Source organism: Bacillus cereus group sp. BfR-BA-01383 (assembly GCF_022663495.1).
Taxonomy (GTDB): Bacteria; Bacillota; Bacilli; order Bacillales; family Bacillaceae_G; genus Bacillus_A; species Bacillus_A cereus_AU.
In genome coordinates, this window is the sequence record NZ_JAKUFP010000023.1 from 13,577 (window position 1) to 32,860 (window position 19,284).

Sequence of the window (19,284 nt, forward strand, 5' to 3'; positions counted from 1 at the left end):
TCGCCTTTTACGTATGAAATAATTTACCTTCTAACGCCCTAATATACCTTTCAGCAGAACGTTCCACTGCCTCGTTTGCATTCTCTTTTACTACTCGGTGAAATGCATTATATAGACGATTAAATTGAAGCGGTTTTACTCGATTCGCCATTTCTTCCACTTTCCTCACCGGTAATGGAATTAAGTTCGGATAGCTGTACATGAAACTCACCCACTGTTGATCCGCCACAACTTGAATAATATCGCCAGTTAATAAAATACCTTTCCCGTCATTTCCTTCTTCCCAATGTAAAACAGAACCACCTTTAAAATGTCCACCTAAACGATGAATGACTAATCCATCAGCCAGTTGTAAAGTCTCACCAGACCAATAAATAATGCGACTACTTGGACGCATGACCCACTCTTTATCATCTTCGTGTATATAAATTGGTACATCAAAAGTTTCTGCCCATTCTACTTGCGTTGAATAATAATGCGGATGAGATAGTGCAATCGCATCTAATCCGCCGAGTTCTTTTATTTTCTCTATCGTCATTTCATCTAAATAAGTAATGCAATCCCATAGTAAACGATACGATTCTGTTTTCACCATAAATGCCGTTTGACCAATTGCAAATTCTGGTTCAGTTGTAAAACTGTAAAGTCCTTTTTCTTCTTCGATAATTTCATTTTTATATGTATCACCAGCTTGCAAGTTTTCTAAAGTCGTCCAAGACTGCCCTTTCGGATTAATATATTGTCTCTCTTCATCACAAATAAGACAACTCACCGGTTCTTCCATACCCGCTGCATACTGAACGCCACACGTTGTACAAACGAAGTTATTCATAGTCATTCTCCTATCCTTATATTTTTAACTAAGTCGATAATTGACAAACTAAATCTCATTCATCCAATAACGCCAAGCTACTAGATAATCTTCTAAATCTTTTGGATGGTGTCTTATACACGTATCTATACGCAAATATAAACCTATTACTATTTCTTCATATACATCTCGATCTCTTTTACGGAATACACATTGTTTCAGCACATACTGAATGGTTTCTTTCGTTAAATCTTCCGGAGTTGAACAGAACGCGTAAATTAAATCATATAAAGGACCCCCTAACACTGGTAAAGGGTCAATTACACCGCACAGCTTATTCTCCCGAAATATAAAATTATGGAATCCGAAATCACCATGCAATAAAAATGGCTTATCTATTCCAGTCCCCCTCTTTGGACTATTTGCTAACTTAAGAACAATTCCATACTCTTTATCACTTATGTAACGTCTTACATTTTCATGAGCTTCCATCACATTTGTCGTTAAAAATCCAGTCCAAGTTTGAACCGGACTTCCTTTCCACCCCCAGCCATTTGCCTCTGGAACTATTTCATACTTATTGATAGCTTTTTTTACAAGTTTACAAAGTGTGCTCCGCTTATGCCCACTTTCGTACATAGTAGTTCCCTCAAGGAAAGAATACACAATATATCGACTTAATGGATTCTTATATATAAGCTCCGGAAACATACCGTTACTCTCATAAAACTGAAGAAAATACGCCTCTTCACGTATTACTTCTGATTCATTCGACTTCACAACATATCTTCCATCCAACAAATATACAGTACTTGTCGTTCCTCCGTTCAACACTTTCATGCTATTTGGATAATGTGAAATAACCTTCTCATTAACGAGTTGTTCAGCGATTATTGAAATGTCCATATCCCTCACTCCAAATGCTCTTCATATAATCTAGTAATTTCTATTGCACGATCTCTTTCTTGTAATTTATGAGCCAAACTTTCTACACCAAATACTTCTGTAAATGTGTGGCTTCCTACAATTAAGTTGATGCCTTTAAATTTCGCATGTTGCACTGTATATAATGTTTTTTCTCCCGTAATGTACGTATCACAACCTTTTTCTAGCGCACGTTCAATAAGGTTTGTATTGTTTCCTGCACCGGTTAAAATCGCAATCCGTTTTACTGGTTTATCGTGATTACTCCAGCTCTTTACTTTCTCTTCCATTCTTTCTTCAAGTTTTTCAACTAAGTTTGAAAATGGAATCTCTTCCTCATATTCCCCTATTCCAGGTAATTCTTCTTTCTCATACGTAGAGTATTCTAGAATTGTATCTATCCCAATTTCATGAAATAACGACGTACACGTGCCAAACTTTACGAAATCTAATGGCAGATGAATCCAAAAATGATTCATTTCATATTGTTTTAACTTCTCAATACAAGCCTCTTCCATACCAAATAAAAAACTCCAAGGCGCATGATGGGTAAGTATCATCTCAACCCCATTTCGATATGCTTCTTCAATTGTTTCTAGCGTCAAATTTGTTGTGTAACCTATCTTGTGAAACTCCTCTTTACTAATATGAGTAAAACCATATTCATCATCACCGTATTTATGCAGGTGCTCTTCAAAAAGTGATGTAATATGTTCTTTAAACTGCGTTATATTCATTTTCATTTCTCCTTTCTCCCACTTTTATATTTCAAAAATAAGGAAATACTAATAACAACGTTACATACATATAGGAGGACAATATGAAACCTGAATTTTTAAAAGCTATACATAATGCGATCGGAAACGTCGAACACATTCATATAGAAGAAAGTGGTTCCGACAGCTTACTTATTCATCATGATGATGCACAGCAACTAAAACAAGTTGCAGAAACGTTAGAACATAACAATTTCCGCTCTACAATTCGAACAACTGGAGATGCTTCTTATATTGAAGTGTTGAATAGATAACGTAAAGCCCTGGCTATATGCCAGGCTTTCTTCATTCGTTACTTTTAGGATCCAAATGTACTTTGAATGGCTATAAAATCGCACATTACCACTTCAACTCCCCTACACCCGGTTCAATAAACTTTCCTGAAACATCCTCATTCGAATCTATAACCCACTTATATATATTTTGAGCCCCTTCAGCAGGAGTCATATCCGCATCAAAAGCACCAATTTCAGTCTTTAATTTTCCTGGATGAATTGCAGTTACACGAATTCCTTTATTCTCAAACTCTTGTTGTAAACAGAGTGTTAACATATTTTGTGCAGCTTTAGCAACTCGATATGAATATGAAAAATGACCTTGTGAAAACTCTTTTCCCGCCATTTTATGTAATGAACCTAATCGAGAGGACATATTGATAATTCTCGGATGATTTGACCTAGTTAAAGCCATATATGTACCTTTTATAGCTCGAATTACACCTAAGCAATGAATATTAAATAGTTCCGTTAACTCTTCTGAATTTGTCTGTAAAATTTCGGTTTCCTTTCCAGGTATCCCAGCGTTATTTATAACTAGATCAATATGCTCCGTATATTTCTCAAGCTGCTCCTTAATACGTTCAGTACTATCATCAGCTGATAAATCTGCTAATATAGGAAAACATCTAGAAGTACACATCTGTTTTAATTGTTCTATCGCTTCCTCACTTCTAACTAGCGGATAAACGATATGTCCATTTTCATGAAATACCTTTACTAACTGTAACCCTAATCCTCGATTTCCACCTGTAATAAGTACCCTCATATATCTAGCTCCTTATTTTTATAATAAATAAGAAAATCTGCCCACTTACCATTCTCCTGAGAAAATGCTTCTCTCTTACATTCAAATGAAAAACCTGCTCTTTCTGCAAGACGAACGGATGGCTCATTATCGATATGTATATGTAATTCAATTCTATGAAATTGAAGGCTATAAAAAAATAACTGCAGCGCAGCTACTACACTTTCTACTCCGTATCCATTTTTCCAATATTGATTATGAATTGAATATCCCATCATCGCCCATTGATAATCCATACGTAAAATTTTTATAAGTTCTAGCTTTCCAATATTGGCACCATCTTCTTTCTGAAAAATACCTAGAACGTACATTTCATCCCGCCGTGCCGCCTCATCAAATCCTCTTATCCATTCCGTGAACCATTCTTTTGTTGAAGACGACATATCATGATAGCCATCATCGTATTTATATTGAGATGGTAACCTCTTATTGAATCCATCTAACCAACTTTCATAATCCTCTTTTTGAAATGGACGAATAATAAGTCTCTCTGTCTCTACTTGTAAGAGTGGCAGCTTCATTTATATCTCTTCCTTTAATTATTAATTGAATATTCTTTATTATCTTACACAAAATACAAAATCTAGTAAATTATTATGTTTTTTATAAACAAGAATCCAGTTATGCTTACTGCATAACTGGATTCTTCATTATTTAATAACTTTTTATTTTACAAGCAAAACATCCCTTAATTCCCTCTTCAACACTTTCCCTAAAGCGTTTTTCGGTAATTCGTCCATAAATACAACTTCTGGTATTTTATAGCTTGCTAGTTTTTCTTTACAATGCTGAATAATTTCTTCTTCTGTTAAAGATGTTTGAATGTCTTTTACAATGTAAGCTGTCGGAATCTCTCCCCAAAAATCATTTGGAATCCCAACTACTGCAACTTCTAGAACACCATTTATTTCATGAATTACACCTTCTACTTGATCTGGATATACGTTGTCACCACCGTGCACAATAACATCTTTATATCTTCCCATAATATGTAGGAATCCATCATCATCTATCATGCCGGCGTCACCCATGTTAAACCAATTATCTTTTACTACCTTCTCCGTCGCCTTTTCGTTATTCCAATATCCTTTAAACATGTAAGGACTTCTTACGTGGATCTCTCCAACTTCATTCGTTGCTAGTTCATCACCCGTTTCTGGATGAATAATTTTTAACTCTACATGCTTAAGTGTTTTCCCTGCAGAAGACATTTTTTCTTTTCCCATATTTGGATGCCATGAGGTTACGACCCAACCTTCTGTACTACCATAACCTTGCACCATGTATATTCCTTTTTCCATATATTTTTGAATGAGCGTTTCCGGTACTTTTGTACCACCGCTTTGTGCTACTTTCAAAGTCGAAATGTTACGCTTTTGTTTATTTAGTTCATCAAACATATAACTATAAACAGCTGGGAACGCAAGCATCGTAGTAATCTTTTCTTCTTCAATCTTATCCCAAATAAGAGTAGGATTCGAATCAGCTAAAAAGACCATCGTAACGCCATGATAAATACAATTTAAAATAGAAAGCACGCCACTCATATGAAACAATGGGTGCACTGATAAAAAGCGTTCACCTGCTGGAATTTCTCTTTGCCCCGCAATCTCAGTAAAATAATGGTGTAAGTTTTTATGACCAATTACACATGCTTTTGCCTGTCCAGTCGTTCCTGAAGTAAACAAGTAAATGGCATCATCTTCTTCATGAACTTCCACGTTCGGTTCTGTTATTGGCTGTTCCTTTAATTTTAATTCAAATGAGCCAAAGCCTTCTTTTGTCGTCTCAATTACATAAGGAATTTCTTTAACTGCTTCAATTTTTAATAAAGCTTCACTAAATTCATTATCAATAACTAATACTTTTAATTTTGCTTCTTTTACAATCGTTTCTAACTCATAAGTAGTAAGCTGATGATTAAGTGGAATAAATACCGCTCCAATTTTTAAACTTGCCATCATAACGCTTGGAAACGGATGATTATTTTTGCATAAGATCCCTATGCGATCTCCTCTTTGCACACCGCAATGTAACAAGTAATGTGCAAGCTGGTTTACTCGTTCATTATATTGTTGAAACAAATACCTTTTCTCTCCCCCGACAAGTGCTTCCAAATTCGGTGATTGCATTGCTCTCTTTTGTAATAATTGTCGCATCGTTCTCAAGTAAAACTCCCCTTTATATATATTAGGTTTTTTATTTTATCAGATTAACTATTAATTTACTAAAGATTAAACTTAGTGCATTAAATATATATACAAAAATAGCCATCTACTTAACAAGTAAATGGCTATTTCTCCTTATATATTAGAATACTCCTTATTCATCACATATCGCACATACTCCGGTGCACTTTTATTAATCTCTTCATCACTAATTTTATATTCCGCTCCGTATAAATAAAATGACGGTATAAATTCCATACCTGCATATAAGCATGTAGCGTGAAATGGTTTCGTTAACTCATCCATTGTAATTCCACTATCTTTATAGTCTTTTTCTAATCCCCCTATAGAAATAGCTACACCAAATTCTTTCCCCTTCACTTTATCCCCTTTTGATCCGTACGCAAATCCATATGTTAATACATCATCAAACCATTTTTTTAATAATGGTGGTGAACTATACCAGTAAAGCGGAAATTGGAAAATATATCGATCGTGTTCTACTAACAGCTTTTGTTCCTCTTCAATATTAAACTCCCAATTCGGTGCCACTTTATATAATTCATGCACTGTTATTTCATCCGAATATTTCTCAAGTTCTTCTATCCATCTTTTATTAATTCGTGATTTTTCAATATCAGGGTGTGCTACAATTACAAGTGTTCTCATCATTTTCCATCCCCTTTATAAATTAATCAATCTTTACGTATTAGTATGTATGAGTTACATATAATTGAAAAGTACGTACTTTCAAGTGCTATAGGAACCTTGAAGTACCTTTGGAGGTGTTATATGAATCAAAATGATGACTGCCCAATCACAACGACTCTCGACGTGATCGGCGGAAAATGGAAAGTTCATATTTTATGTATTTTGATGGATGGAAAAATGCGAACAAATGAAATTAAACGCGAAATTCCAAGTATCACCCAGAAAGTTCTCACACAACAACTTCGGCAACTTGAAGCTGACAGGATTATCCATCGTACTGTATATCAAGAAGTACCACCAAAGGTTGAATACACAATAAGCGAATACGGAAAATCTTTAATGCAAATTATGGATGAACTATGTGAATGGGGAAAAGATCATCAGATGAAAAGATTAAATGACTAAAAGAAACGTTATATCTACTACTTTCATATTAGCAGCTTCAACCATGAGATATAGTAAATCTCTTTATCATGAATGGTTTGTATGTCTCCTAAAAGGAGTTTATATCTATGAACAAGTATACTTTTGACGATGCAATGCATGTTCATTTATTTTATTACAAAAATATAAAAACAAAAAAACTTTATCGTATTTTTCGTTCTGGGAGTTCCTGTTTCTATTAGCTTGATAGCGATGTGACGGGACCCCTTACTCTCCTTTTATCTACGTTTACTACTCGTTTCCTCTTGTTATTTAACGAAAACGATTCAATTTTTGCACTTATTCACTTATATTATCCCTTTTGTCACAGTACCTTCACTTTATACGAACAAGATCTTCACACTCTTCTCTTTGTACCTTACGAATTGAACTATCTCCCCTACCTCTAAACAAGCTTAAAGTAGGAATCTTCTAACTTAAAATTATATAAGAAAAACAAAAAAATACACTTAGTGAAATAAATATATTGATTTTGCATAAAATTAACATTATAATTGAAAATGATTTTCAATATCTATTTATACATAGTAATGAGGAGATGTTTTAGAATGAGGGGAAAAAAGTGGGCCTTTTCTATTTTAGCCGCTATTCTACTTTTTGCTTTAACAGCATGTGATAGCGATAAGGATAAGGAAAACGCAAAGGCCAACAACAAAGATGACAGCAATGCAGAAACAATTACTGTAAAACATGATTTAGGTACTACAGAAATAAAAGGAAAACCGAAAAAAATCGTTGTGCTAGAGTTTTCTTTCTTAGACGCTTTAGCTAACTTAAATATTTCTCCTGTAGGAATCGCTGATGATGGTAAGCCCGAACGCATTATTCCAGAAATAAAAGATAAAGTAAAGGATTATACATCTGTTGGTTCACGTAAACAACCAAACGTTGAAGTGATTAGTTCATTGCAACCAGATTTAATTATTATCGACTCTAGTCGTCAAAGTCATAAAGATATTTATAAGCAATTAAGTACTATCGCACCAACAATTGGCTTCCAAAGTTCAAATCAAACTTATGACCAAACACTCGAACAGTTTAAACAAATTGCGCATGCGGTTGGAGAAGACCAAAAAGGTGACGAAGTATTAAAAAAACATAATGAAAAAGTAGCGAATTTCCAAAAAGAACTAGATGAAAGTAAATTTAAAGATTTAGTCATTGCTCCAGCTCACGCAACAGTAGATAAAATGTTTTTACACTCAGACATTTCATATGTAGGAACAATCTTTAAAAAACTTGGCCTTCCAACTGCACTACAAGATAAAGATGCACAAGTATTTAAAGAAACAGCTGGTGGCCCATACTATAACGTTAACTTAGAGCAATTCTTAAAAATAAATCCAGATGTCCTATTCCTAATGACAGATGGTGAAAAAACAGTTGAAAAAGATTGGGAAACAGAAGCTCTCTGGAAAGAAACAAAAGTTGCAAACAACAAACAAATCTACTATTTTGACCGTATGACATGGGCTCGTTTCCGTGGATTAATTCCAGCCGAAATCATTATGGATCAAACAATTGATACACTGAAAAAGATAGAACAGAAATAATAGTAAACAAAGTAAGGTGTATGCGGAGTAGTAACTTCCATCTACGTATATACCTTACTTTTTTATTGATGATAAAAGGAGCGATTAAAGAACATGAGGAGCACTAATCAAAAACGTGCCATCATATTTTATATTTTACTTTTTCTTTTACTTATTATCGGGGCATTGGGTAGCTTTTTAATCGGCGCTACAAATATACAAATGCAAGATTTATGGGCACCAAGAGATCATAAAACATATTTAATAATCCGAGATATTCGTTTGCCTCGCCTTATTGTTACCTTCCTCGTTGGTAGCGCCCTAGCCGTATCTGGTGCGATTATGCAAGCAATCACTCGTAACGCCCTTGCTTCACCACAAGTTTTTGGAGTAAATGCGGGTGCTTCCCTTGCGGTCGTTACAATCATGGTACTATTCCCTTCTGTTGCAAGCACTGGAATGGTTATAGCTGCGTTTATCGGTGCGGCATTTGGCGGTTGTATCGTCTATATGTTAGCCAATATAAAAGAAATGTCACCCGTACGCCTCGCACTAGCCGGAATGGTCATTCATTTAATCTTATCTTCATTTACACAAACACTAATTCTAATCGATGAAAATTCTACAGATAGTATCATTTATTGGATGGCTGGTGGTGTAGATGGAGCTCGCTGGATTAAAGTACAAATGGCCTGGCCTTGGTATATCCTTGGTTTAATCCTTGCTATTTGGTTATCTAAATCTTTAACTCTATTAAATATGGGACAAGAAGTAGCAAAAGGACTTGGAACTAATGTAAAAAGAACACAAATTCTAGCTGCAATTAGCGTTGTACTACTATCAGGCTCTTCTGTAGCAATTGCTGGCCCTATTGGATTTATTGGATTAATGGGACCCCATATTGCGCGTTCACTTATCGGATCGTCTTACCAAAGACTCATCCCATTTACCGCTCTACTAGGCGGTGTACTATTAGTATATGCCGATATTTTATCACGCTTTATTTCGTACCCTTACGATACACCTGTCGGAATTGTAACAGCGATTATCGGCTCTCCATTCTTCTTATTTTTAGCTAAGAAAGGAGCGAGACTTGAGACGAAATGAAAACAACAAACGTAAATCATAGAAAAAAACTATTCATTACTTTTACAACTTTATTAGCTCTTTTAATTATTGCGAGCTTACTTAGTTTAGGGGCTGGAGCCATTTGGATTTCCCCTCTCGACATCATTCAGTGTCTATTTACTGGAGAGCCTACTTCAGTTAAAAACATTCTTATTACATTTCGCTTACCAAGGTACTTTATTGCTATTCTAGCAGGAATTGGTCTTTCTATTTCTGGAGCAGTTTTGCAAGGTATTTTAAAAAACCCACTGGCATCTCCTGATGTTATTGGTGTATCTAAAGGTGCTGGGCTAAGTGCTGCAATTGTTATTTTGCTTTTCCCAAGCGCACCAGCTTATACCCTGCCTATCTTTGCATTTATTGGTGCCATGTTTGTTACAGTATGCTTATACTTTTTTGCACGAGGTAACAAATTAAAAACTTCGACTTTAGCTCTTGCCGGAGTTGCCCTTTCAGCACTTTGTCAGGCAGGATTACAACTACTGATGGTGAAATTCCCAGTAGAAATTAATACTGCACTCGCATGGTTAGCTGGGAGCCTTTGGGGACGACAATGGGATCACGTCTATCAACTACTACCATGGATCGTCGTTCTCGTACCACTTGTCATATATTTCTCGATTCGCATTGAAGTACTCTCATTAGGGGATGAACTCGCGACAGGTTTAGGAGCAAACGTGGATCGCACAAGGATGCTTCTATTATTCTTATCCGCATTACTTGTCGCTGCTACCGTTGCCATTGTCGGAACAATTGGTTTTGTTGGGTTAATCGCACCGCATATTGCAAGAAGGCTTGTGGGAGGAAAATATTATGTACTCCTTCCTGCCTCTGCTTTAATAGGGATTATTGTTTTACTGCTTGCTGATACTTTAGGAAAAGGGCTCGTACCTCCTTTAGAAATTCCTGCTGGGGTCTTTACAGCACTTATTGGTGGACCATACTTCGTTTGGTTACTTGCCCGTTCAAAAAAATAATAGTAAAAGCCGCAATTCTTCAAGTGATCCCATAAAGTGAAACTTTAATCAGTGGGGGTTTTCTTCATCCCCACTGATTATTAGTTAAACCAATCGGGCGTTTACGGTTAGACAGATTATTTCATTAGGCAAAACTAAAAGGCATGGGTCCGGTATTGTACCGGGTCCATGCCTTTTAGTTTTGCCTTAATTCTTTTATGATGATAGTACTTTATATATTTTGCTAGTTCTTTCGTGAACTACCCACCACTTAGTATCTCTTATGATTTTACTTGAAGTGGGGGCTTCTCGGTTCATCGCTACTTTTGATAGCTAACGAATTTGTCTTAGGACAGCCGAGCTAACTCCCTTGTTCCAAAGGTTATTTTGTTACTATTTATGCCAACGCTAATAAGCGGATCGCTTCCTTTTTGATATTGATAGCTGCGTTATAGTCACGACTCATTGTTAGTCCACACGAACACTTATACATGCGTTCAGATAGAGACATATCTTTTTTGTTTCCACAACCACTACACATCTTTGTAGAAGGAAAATCACTTTGACCACTAAAAAAATTCTTATAAGCAGTTTGCAAGTTTAATTGAGCGTTGACCAGTGCTAATGAATCGACTTCTTTCGGATAATGGGTTTACAACAAACTTAATAATATCGCTTTTGTACGATTATCCGTTACTTCATAATAAATTTCTAACCCTTTACGAGTACCTGTAACGATTTTAGTAGCTTTTAGCTTGGATAAATGTTGACTAATTGTACTTTGGGGCATTTGTAAATCTCTATACATCGTCGTTACGTTAGTAGGACCTTTTGCAATCATTATTTTTACTAAGGATAAACGGACAGGATGCGCCAATACCTTTAATACTTCAGTAATTTCTTCATACATTTCTTTCATATTTTTTCTCCCCTTTTATATAAATATTAATGATATCTATATATATAATTCGAAAGGATATACAATTTTGTGTCCGTCATTTTAAAAAAATATTATGAAATCCCTTCAGATTGAACGAATCCCCCTGTTCAATATTCTATGGATTCTCCTTTTCTTTCCCTTGATGTTGTGTGGCAAGAATGTTTTTGTCCTCATTTTTAGACCCGTTGTTTTCGATGTGTACTTTTACTTTCATGGCTTCTTTTTCATTCATTTGCTTTCTTCACTTGATTTAAAGAAAAAAATGTTTTTTATATCATAGTTTAAAAACCTTTAACAAATTCATCACAAAATTCTCCCCCCTAAAAGTTGCATCATACCTTCATATAGTCATAAAATTAGTCTGTGATCAAAAATACGTAAAGAGCTGCTGGAATGAATTACTGAGAATACGAAGAATAAAGGAGAGAAACGAAGTAAAAACTAAAAAAATTAGATAAGGAAAATGGAGAGATGAATTAAATGTTAAAGATCATCAAACATTTAAAACCATTTGTTGCTTCCATCATTGCAGTTGTATGTCTTTTAACTGTGCAGGCAGTATGCGATCTATCACTGCCAGACTACATGTCTAACATTGTCAATGTAGGGATTCAACAAAAAGGTGTAGAAAATGCAGTACCTGAGGTTATTCGAAAAAGTGAAATGGATAAACTTACGCTCTTTATGAATGAAAATGAGAAGAAAAAAGTAGCTGACAACTATGCGCTTTTAGATAAGAACAACCTCTCTCAAAGTGAACTAAAAAATGGCTTAAAAGATTATCCGCAGCTTGATAAAGAGCCACTTTATAAACTACATACAGAAGATAAAAAAATAATTAACGAACTTAACGATATCTTTGGGAAACCAATGTTAATTACACAAGGAATTGAAAAAGGCGGCGCATCTGCTTTCCCACCTGCTGCGACAGGCGACAACAAAACACCAGCGAAGCTACCGCCAAATACAGATCCTTTTACAATCATTGCGAAACTTCCTCAAGATCAAATCAATGCAATGAAAGACAAGGCAAATGAGAAGTTCAAGAATATGCCCGGTAGCATGGTAACACAGTCAGCTGTTCCATACATTGAGAATGAATATAAGAAGATCGGTATCAATACTAATAAACTTCAATCTAATTATATTCTTACTTCCGGCGGGAAAATGTTGCTTTTATCCTTAGTAAGTATGGCAGCTACCGTTATCGTGAGTTTACTTGCTGCAAAAGTAGCTGCTGGATTAGGTAGAGACCTTAGAAAGAAAGTATTCCGGAAAGTTACAAGCTTTTCAAATGCGGAGTTTGATAAGTTTTCCACTGCATCTCTAATCACAAGAAGTACAAATGATATCCAGCAAGTTCAAACACTTATGGTTATGATGCTTCGAATTGTATTCTATGCACCGATTTTAGGTATAGGCGGCATTATTAAAGTACTTACTACAGACGTTTCAATGGGATGGATTATCGGAGTTGCCGTAATCGCAATTTTAAGCTTAGTCATTGGTTTATTTAGCGTCGCGATTCCTAAGTTTAAGCGTATCCAAAAGTTAGTAGATAAAATTAACTTAATCACTCGTGAATCCTTAACAGGTATGCTCGTTATACGTGCTTTTAATAATCAAAAACATGAAGAAAAGAAATTTGAAAAAGGAAATCAAGATTTAACAAAAACAAATTTATTTGTAAGCCGTTTAATGTCATTTATGATGCCAATGATGATGTTTATCATGAATGCTGTTACTGTACTTATTATTTGGGTTGGATCACACCAAGTGGATATGGGACATATGCAAGTTGGTGATTTGATGGCATTTATGCAATATACAATGCAAATCATCATGGCCTTCTTAATGATTTCAATGGTATCTATTATGGTTCCACGTGCTTCAGTTTCCGCACAACGTATTGCAGAAGTTTTAGATACTAACGTTACCATTAGTGATGTAAAAGAGCCGAAAACATTTGCTTCAGACAAGAAAGGCTACGTTGAATTTAAAAATGTTGGCTTTAGATATCCAGGTGCAGAAGAAGATGTGCTTTCCAATATCACCTTTACTGCAAAACCTGGTGAAACGACAGCTTTCATTGGAAGTACAGGTAGTGGTAAATCAACATTAATCAACTTAATCCCACGCTTTTACGATGTCACAAGTGGTCAAATATTAATAGATGGTACGGATATTAGAGAAGTATCTCAGAAGGAATTAAGAGAGAAAATTGGCTATGTACCGCAAAAAGGAGTTCTATTCTCAGGTACAATCGAAAGTAATTTGAAATACGGTAAGAAAGAAGCAACTGAAGAAGAACTCACAAAAGCGGCAGAAATCGCACAAGCTATGGAGTTTATTAACGCGAAACCTGAAAGCTTCCGTACAGAAATATCACAAGGTGGTACGAACGTTTCTGGTGGTCAAAAACAAAGACTTTCTATTGCACGTGCTCTTACGAAAAAATCGGAAATCTTCATATTCGATGATAGTTTCTCAGCTCTTGACTTTAAGACAGACGCAGCATTGCGCAGAGCTTTAAATAATGAGATTACAGGAAGTACTATTTTACTTATTGCCCAAAGAATTAGTACAATCATGAATGCCGATAAGATCATTGTACTTGACGAAGGAAAAATAGTTGGAACTGGTACTCATGAAGAGCTTATGGAAAACTGTGAAGTTTATAAGCAAATTGCTTTATCACAACTTTCAAGAGAGGAGTTGTCATCATGAGTGATAGAAAAATAGAAAATAAAAGACAAGGCGGTCCTGGTCCTGGCGGTGGCGGTCATATGGGCGGCGGCATGAGAAAGATTGAGAAGGCAAAAAACTTCAAAGGAACGATGAATAAACTCCTTCAATACTTGAAGCCCTATAAATTATCAATCTTAGTCGTTATTCTTTTCACAATCGGTAGTGCAGCCTTTACAATCGTTGGTCCAAAAATTTTAGGCAATGCGACAACAAGACTTTTCGAAGGACTCGTAAGCAAAGTATCAGGAGCACCCGGTGCGGCCATTGACTTTACCTATATCGGAAACATTGTCATTTTACTCCTTGGATTATATATACTGAGCACTGTGTTTGGTATTATCCAGGGGTACATTATTTCTGGAGTAGCTCAAAAAGTATCTTATAACTTCAGAAAAGAAATCGATGAAAAAATTAACCGTATGCCGCTGAAATACTTTGATAAAACAACGCACGGCGAAGTATTATCGAGAATTACAAATGACGTAGATACGGTGAGCCAAACTTTAAACCAAAGTATGTCGCAAATCATCACATCCGTTATTACAATCATCGGTGTACTTATCATGATGTTATCAATAAGCTGGCAAATGACATTAGTGGCGCTTTTAATATTGCCAGTATCGATGATTCTCATCATGGCAGTCGTAAAACGATCACAAAAATACTTCAAATACCAGCAAGAATATTTAGGACACGTAAACGGTCAGGTCGAAGAAATTTATAGTGGTCACAATATCGTAAAAGCCTTCAACAAAGAAGAAGAAGAAGTAAAAAAATTCGAAGAGGTAAATGATACCCTTTACCACTCCGCATGGAAATCTCAATTTTTATCCGGAATGATGATGCCGATTATGACATTTATCGGTAATATCGGTTACGTCGCTGTATCTATTTTAGGCGGATGGCTTGCGGTAAAGAGAACCATCGCAGTTGGAGACATTTTAGCCTTCGTGCAATATGTTAGAAGCTTTACGCAACCAATCGCTCAAGTAGCGCAAATCGCGAACGTACTTCAATCCACTGCAGCTGCTGCAGAAAGGGTCTTCGAATTTTTAGAAGAAGAAGAGGAAGTGCCAGAAGCAGAAAATCCAGTGAAGTTGCAAAAAGTTCAAGGAGAAGTTACCTTCCAAGATGTTCAATTTGGATACAATCTAGATAAGATCATCATCAATAATTTCTCATCTAACATTAAACCTGGACAAAAAGTAGCAATCGTCGGACCAACCGGAGCTGGCAAAACAACGATTGTAAAACTGTTAATGCGTTTCTATGACATAAACAGCGGTGCAATATGTATCGACGGTCACGATATAAAAGACTTTACGCGAGAAGACCTGCGTAACATGTTTGGTATGGTACTTCAAGACACTTGGCTATTTAACGGATCCATCATGGAAAATATACGTTACGGTAGACTCGATGCTACAGATGAAGAAGTAATTGAAGCAGCGAAAGCAGCTCACGTTCACAGCTTCGTAAAAACATTACCAAATAAATATCAAATGGAACTAAACGAAGAAGCAAGCAACGTATCCCAAGGACAAAAGCAACTACTAACAATTGCACGCGCCCTTATAGCGGATCCGAAAATATTAATACTCGATGAAGCAACAAGCTCCATTGACACTCGTACAGAAGTACTGATTCAAAAAGCGATGGAAAACCTTATGGAAGGTAGAACAAGCTTCATTATCGCTCATAGATTATCAACAATACGTGATGCAGATTTAATCCTTGTCATGAAAGATGGGGATATTGTAGAACAAGGTAATCATGAAGAGTTATTGAAAGCTGATGGTTTCTATGCTTCGCTTTATAATAGTCAGTTTGAAGGTGCGGATGCTTCTTAAGATTGATGGGACACTCCTCTTTTTTAGAGGGGTGTTTTATTTTTAGCCCCTATTTTAATAACATTCATTGAAAACATAAAAATAGCCATCATTTCACGTATATTGGGCTAACCCCCATCGCTATCAAGCTAAGATTTTAATATACCCCCTAAATAAAAATTTTCTCTTTCTACTGTAAAAAAACAACTAGCCCCCACAAAAGGTGCTAGTTGACGTAAATTTCGTTATCGAAAGTGAAATGAGCTTACATATCCAAGCTGTTGATGATTACTGAATTCTTCAACTTGCACTATATTCTCCTTTAATTACAAAAAATGAACCTCGAATTGTTCCAGCAAGTTTAGACTTCTGCCTAGCAAACTTAAACTTCTCTTCTAACTCCTTTGGTATCTCCATTCCCTCAGAAAGCTTAAATCCAACAGCTCGCTTCTTCGGGTTATCCAATGTATACATGACGTTGACTGCAAGACCATCCTCATAAAAGACATAGGAAAATTTAATATTTTCCACTTGAAAACACGATGTTTCTAACGGTTTAGCCGTAAACTCAATATCACGTTCTTCTTTCAAAATGCGGTTCACATAATCAAGGGTCTCCTCGCTTTCACTAGCTGGAACAACCGTAAATTCATGTTTGTATTTGTTCATAAAGTAACGGGCTTCATGGGCACGTAAACCAGCAAGTGTTTCAGCTACAGGTGAGGACTCTAAGCCAGCTGTGGTTACATTTTTAAAATCTACAATATTGGACAATTCCATCTCTCCTTTTAACTCTTTACTTCCTAACAACCGGAATCCATATTTCACCAAATACTAGGCCGTTTCGCTGCCCCATCTCAACTGTTGTATTTGGCCCACCAACATAGGCAAAATCTTTCGCTTCTGCTAATGCTTGACCAAATGCAATACCAGTAAGCTTATTACTTAGCTCCTCAGATGTCTTGCCCTCCCCTTTCACTACTAGGTATGCTCCCCTCGGAAACTGGATAACTCTAGACTCTTCTTGTATCGTTGCCTCTGTCATGACACCAGCGTAATACATCATCTTGTTATTCACCGCTTCACTCACAGCAAAAATGTAATCATTTGTAGCTAAAGCCTTTAAAGTATCCAACCTTCCATCTTGTTCGACGGCCAGCCAAAAGTCTGCCTTTTCCTTGTTTATGCCCGCAAAGTCTGTGTAGTGGCTCTTAAGTTCAGTTCCAATACCTAACACGATAAAGCTATCTTTTTCTTCTATTTTATAATTTTTCATATTCAAAACCTTCCTCACTTTTAAATGAATCAAACGATTTATCTTTTCACTTGATGAGTTTATAATATCCTTAAATCATGTCAAAAAATGATACTGTTTAGGAGAACAAAATGAAAAAAGTTGAACGAATTAATACTATCATGCGGTACATCAATAACCGCTCCCACTTTACAATTTCTGAAATCATACGAGAATTTAACATCTCACGATCAACAGCTATTAGAGACATTAGAGAAATTGAAGCTATGGGGATGCCACTTGTCGCTGAAGTTGGAAGAGCTGGTGGATATTTTGTTATGCATAACTCTATCCTGCCCGTTGTTCGCTTTACTGATAACGAGGTTAAAGCTCTTTTTATTGCCTTTATGGCTACTAGAAATCAACAACTTCCCTATTTAAAGAGTCGTCAGTCTTTAGCTGAAAAACTACTAGGACTCATCTCAGAAATCCAGCAGGATGACCTTGTTCTGTTAAATCAAATCTTGCTTTTTGGAGGAACTAATCCCAATAATCCCGACCTACTTGAGCTTTCTGACCTCCCCCATCCAATATTAGAAAAACTCATCCAAATCCTTCTTTTAGATAACCATTTATTGATTACTACAAAAGAAGAGGAGGAAATCAAGTCTTATCCAATTTATTTACTACACCTTTATCAAGAAAAAAGCCATTGGATAATTGAAGGCTTTGACTTAGATGAAGAAAAAAAGAAGATGTTTCCTGTCGATCATCTCATCGATATCGAATCATACACGCTGAAAAAAAGATTAAGTAAGAAAAAGATTTTAGAAAAACTAAGTAAACAAGATGAAGTAATCAACCTTGTACTAGAACTTGGTCCAAAAGCGATTGCCCAGTTCAAAAAATACCATCCTTTAAAAGTTTCGATTTCCTACACAAACCCTTTTCAATCCACAGCCATTCTAAAAACTTTTATCAATGTTAACAATACCGATGAATTGACAGAAATCACGAATTGGCTACTTTTCCTAGGTAAAGATATTAAGGTCAGGGAAGTGCCTGAAGAAGTGTTAGAAAGTTTACAAGAGAGATTATGCTTATACCCGCCCATAAGTAGTGAACAGTATAACCCAAAATGATATTTGGCTTTACTTATCCCTATTTTCAAATACCTAGGGAAAACATTGTATTTGCTACTATAACTTTAAAATAAAGTTTGAGCAAATTGATGAGAATGACGTTGCTAAAAGACAAATAGAAAGAGCATGTTTTGAAAAAAGATTAATCAAAACATGCTCTTATTTCATCTAATTGCTCCAACGTTTTATAAAAAAGTTGGAGCAATTAGATGAGCCTCCCTCAACTAAAGCACCCGTTAATTCAATAACCATCTCACATAATTTTTTTCAATACCTTTACCATAAATGGTATCTTTAATGTCTCTTTTATTAGTGAATTTTTGTGTTTCATAAAATTACTGATCTGTTTTCGTCTATTTGGAACCATTAACAAAGGTAACCTACTAGGATTAAACCACCCAATTTTTGCAGTTTCAGGTCCATTATTTATCGGCTCGCCCCCTAGTAATTTCCCTGAAAATAAATGTTGCATATCATCGTATTCAGGTTGGTGATATTCTCCTATTTTACGCTCAATAGCAATTATATAGCCCGTTTCTTCTTTAGTTTCTCTTATAGCACACTTCTCTAACTGTTCATTTTCTTCTAGTCTTCCCCCAGGCAAATCCCAGATAGGATAATCATTTCGTTTAACCAGTAATATTTTTCCTTCATTATTATCAACAATAGTGAAGCACCCTGTGGTTTTTGTAGTATTCATTATAAATATGATCTCCTTAACTTACTCAATTGCCAATCAACTTGTATTTCTCTTTGTCTAATAAATTTTCCTTCTTGCTGAATTCAATGGGCCCTATAAAAATAAAAGCACGGAAAATCTTCCGTGCTTTTCAAAATATATATATTATTCCGGAAGGT

19 protein-coding genes and 2 pseudogenes are annotated in these 19,284 nt (G+C 35.7%); 8 read left to right on the forward strand and 13 right to left on the reverse strand.

The features are described from left to right. Positions 1-7: 7 nt before the first annotated feature. The 3 genes from MR065_RS18920 to MR065_RS18930 are packed head-to-tail and all read right to left on the reverse strand — an operon-like array spanning position 8 to position 2,472. Positions 8-832 carry an MBL fold metallo-hydrolase gene (locus MR065_RS18920; RefSeq protein WP_242214718.1) on the reverse strand — a complete coding sequence of 275 codons (825 nt, stop codon included), beginning with the start codon at positions 830-832 and terminating at the stop codon, positions 8-10. 48 nt (positions 833-880) lie between these two features. Further along, positions 881-1,717, reverse strand: coding sequence for an aminoglycoside phosphotransferase family protein (locus MR065_RS18925; protein WP_242214719.1), 837 nt, complete (start codon positions 1,715-1,717; stop codon positions 881-883). Between the two features lie 5 nt (positions 1,718-1,722). After that, positions 1,723-2,472 (reverse strand): Nif3-like dinuclear metal center hexameric protein, encoded by a 750-nt coding sequence (locus MR065_RS18930; RefSeq protein WP_242214757.1) that lies wholly within the window; start codon positions 2,470-2,472, stop codon positions 1,723-1,725. A gap of 83 nt (positions 2,473-2,555) precedes the next feature. Here MR065_RS18930 and MR065_RS18935 point away from each other — a divergent pair, with 83 nt between their 5' ends. Continuing rightward, positions 2,556-2,765, forward strand: coding sequence for a hypothetical protein (locus MR065_RS18935; RefSeq protein WP_097903309.1), 210 nt, complete (start codon positions 2,556-2,558; stop codon positions 2,763-2,765). Between the two features lie 85 nt (positions 2,766-2,850). On the opposite strand, the gene MR065_RS18940 is transcribed toward MR065_RS18935, so the two are convergent. The 4 genes from MR065_RS18940 to MR065_RS18955 all read right to left on the reverse strand — a co-directional run bounded on the left by MR065_RS18940 (position 2,851) and on the right by MR065_RS18955 (position 6,431). Further along, positions 2,851-3,555: an SDR family NAD(P)-dependent oxidoreductase gene (locus tag MR065_RS18940; RefSeq protein ID WP_242214720.1), complete on the reverse strand. Its 705-nt coding sequence runs from the start codon at positions 3,553-3,555 to the stop codon at positions 2,851-2,853. Further along, entirely contained in the window at positions 3,552-4,115 is a 564-nt protein-coding gene (locus MR065_RS18945; RefSeq protein WP_242214721.1) for a GNAT family N-acetyltransferase, read from the reverse strand. Before MR065_RS18945 ends, MR065_RS18940 begins: the two co-directional genes overlap by 4 nt. Before the next feature lie 144 nt (positions 4,116-4,259). Further along, positions 4,260-5,762, reverse strand: a complete 1,503-nt coding sequence (locus MR065_RS18950) for a class I adenylate-forming enzyme family protein (protein ID WP_242214722.1) — start codon at positions 5,760-5,762, stop codon at positions 4,260-4,262. A gap of 135 nt (positions 5,763-5,897) precedes the next feature. Next, positions 5,898-6,431, reverse strand: a complete 534-nt coding sequence (locus MR065_RS18955; protein ID WP_242214758.1) for an NAD(P)H-dependent oxidoreductase — start codon at positions 6,429-6,431, stop codon at positions 5,898-5,900. A 123-nt stretch (positions 6,432-6,554) separates the two neighbouring features. Between MR065_RS18955 and MR065_RS18960 the strand changes: the two genes are divergently transcribed. The 4 genes from MR065_RS18960 to MR065_RS18975 all read left to right on the forward strand — a co-directional run bounded on the left by MR065_RS18960 (position 6,555) and on the right by MR065_RS18975 (position 10,554). Next, the gene (locus MR065_RS18960) at positions 6,555-6,878 is read left to right on the forward strand and encodes a winged helix-turn-helix transcriptional regulator (protein WP_242214723.1); all 324 of its coding nucleotides are present in this window, start codon (positions 6,555-6,557) and stop codon (positions 6,876-6,878) included. Between the two features lie 587 nt (positions 6,879-7,465). After that, positions 7,466-8,470, forward strand: coding sequence for an ABC transporter substrate-binding protein (locus tag MR065_RS18965; protein ID WP_242214724.1), 1,005 nt, complete (start codon positions 7,466-7,468; stop codon positions 8,468-8,470). Positions 8,471-8,563: 93 nt separating this feature from the next. Further along, a complete protein-coding gene (locus MR065_RS18970; RefSeq protein WP_242214725.1) occupies positions 8,564-9,556 on the forward strand; it encodes a FecCD family ABC transporter permease in 993 nt (330 codons plus the stop codon). Next, complete coding sequence (locus MR065_RS18975; protein ID WP_098267484.1) at positions 9,553-10,554, forward strand: FecCD family ABC transporter permease; 1,002 nt, start codon at positions 9,553-9,555, stop codon at positions 10,552-10,554. The genes MR065_RS18970 and MR065_RS18975 overlap by 4 nt, the downstream gene beginning before the upstream one ends. Before the next feature lie 134 nt (positions 10,555-10,688). Here the strand turns inward: MR065_RS18975 and MR065_RS18980 are convergent. From MR065_RS18980 to MR065_RS18990, 3 genes and pseudogenes are all read right to left on the reverse strand, one after another. Continuing rightward, a pseudogene (locus tag MR065_RS18980) lies at positions 10,689-10,793 on the reverse strand (IS3 family transposase); the annotation flags it as partial. A gap of 137 nt (positions 10,794-10,930) precedes the next feature. Next, a pseudogene (locus tag MR065_RS18985) lies at positions 10,931-11,089 on the reverse strand (zinc ribbon domain-containing protein); the annotation flags it as partial. A gap of 96 nt (positions 11,090-11,185) precedes the next feature. After that, a complete protein-coding gene (locus MR065_RS18990; protein WP_242214726.1) occupies positions 11,186-11,452 on the reverse strand; it encodes an ArsR/SmtB family transcription factor in 267 nt (88 codons plus the stop codon). Between the two features lie 501 nt (positions 11,453-11,953). Between MR065_RS18990 and MR065_RS18995 the strand changes: the two genes are divergently transcribed. Together MR065_RS18995 and MR065_RS19000 are read left to right on the forward strand one after the other, a co-directional pair. Further along, positions 11,954-14,200 carry an ABC transporter ATP-binding protein gene (locus tag MR065_RS18995; protein ID WP_242214727.1) on the forward strand — a complete coding sequence of 749 codons (2,247 nt, stop codon included), beginning with the start codon at positions 11,954-11,956 and terminating at the stop codon, positions 14,198-14,200. Continuing rightward, entirely contained in the window at positions 14,197-16,071 is a 1,875-nt protein-coding gene (locus MR065_RS19000; RefSeq protein ID WP_242214728.1) for an ABC transporter ATP-binding protein, read from the forward strand. Before MR065_RS18995 ends, MR065_RS19000 begins: the two co-directional genes overlap by 4 nt. 279 nt (positions 16,072-16,350) lie before the next feature. Here the strand turns inward: MR065_RS19000 and MR065_RS19005 are convergent, their stop codons facing one another. Both MR065_RS19005 and MR065_RS19010 read right to left on the reverse strand, forming a co-directional pair. Further along, a complete protein-coding gene (locus MR065_RS19005; protein ID WP_242214759.1) occupies positions 16,351-16,860 on the reverse strand; it encodes a phage tail protein in 510 nt (169 codons plus the stop codon). Beyond that, the gene (locus MR065_RS19010; protein WP_242214760.1) at positions 16,847-17,326 is read right to left on the reverse strand and encodes a GyrI-like domain-containing protein; all 480 of its coding nucleotides are present in this window, start codon (positions 17,324-17,326) and stop codon (positions 16,847-16,849) included. Before MR065_RS19010 ends, MR065_RS19005 begins: the two co-directional genes overlap by 14 nt. A 110-nt stretch (positions 17,327-17,436) precedes the next feature. On the opposite strand from MR065_RS19010, the gene MR065_RS19015 reads away from it, so the two are divergent. After that, positions 17,437-18,426, forward strand: a complete 990-nt coding sequence (locus MR065_RS19015) for a helix-turn-helix transcriptional regulator (RefSeq protein ID WP_242214729.1) — start codon at positions 17,437-17,439, stop codon at positions 18,424-18,426. 253 nt (positions 18,427-18,679) lie between these two features. On the opposite strand, the gene MR065_RS19020 is transcribed toward MR065_RS19015, so the two are convergent. Then, positions 18,680-19,126, reverse strand: coding sequence for an NUDIX hydrolase (locus tag MR065_RS19020; protein WP_242214730.1), 447 nt, complete (start codon positions 19,124-19,126; stop codon positions 18,680-18,682). Positions 19,127-19,284: the final 158 nt, after the last annotated feature.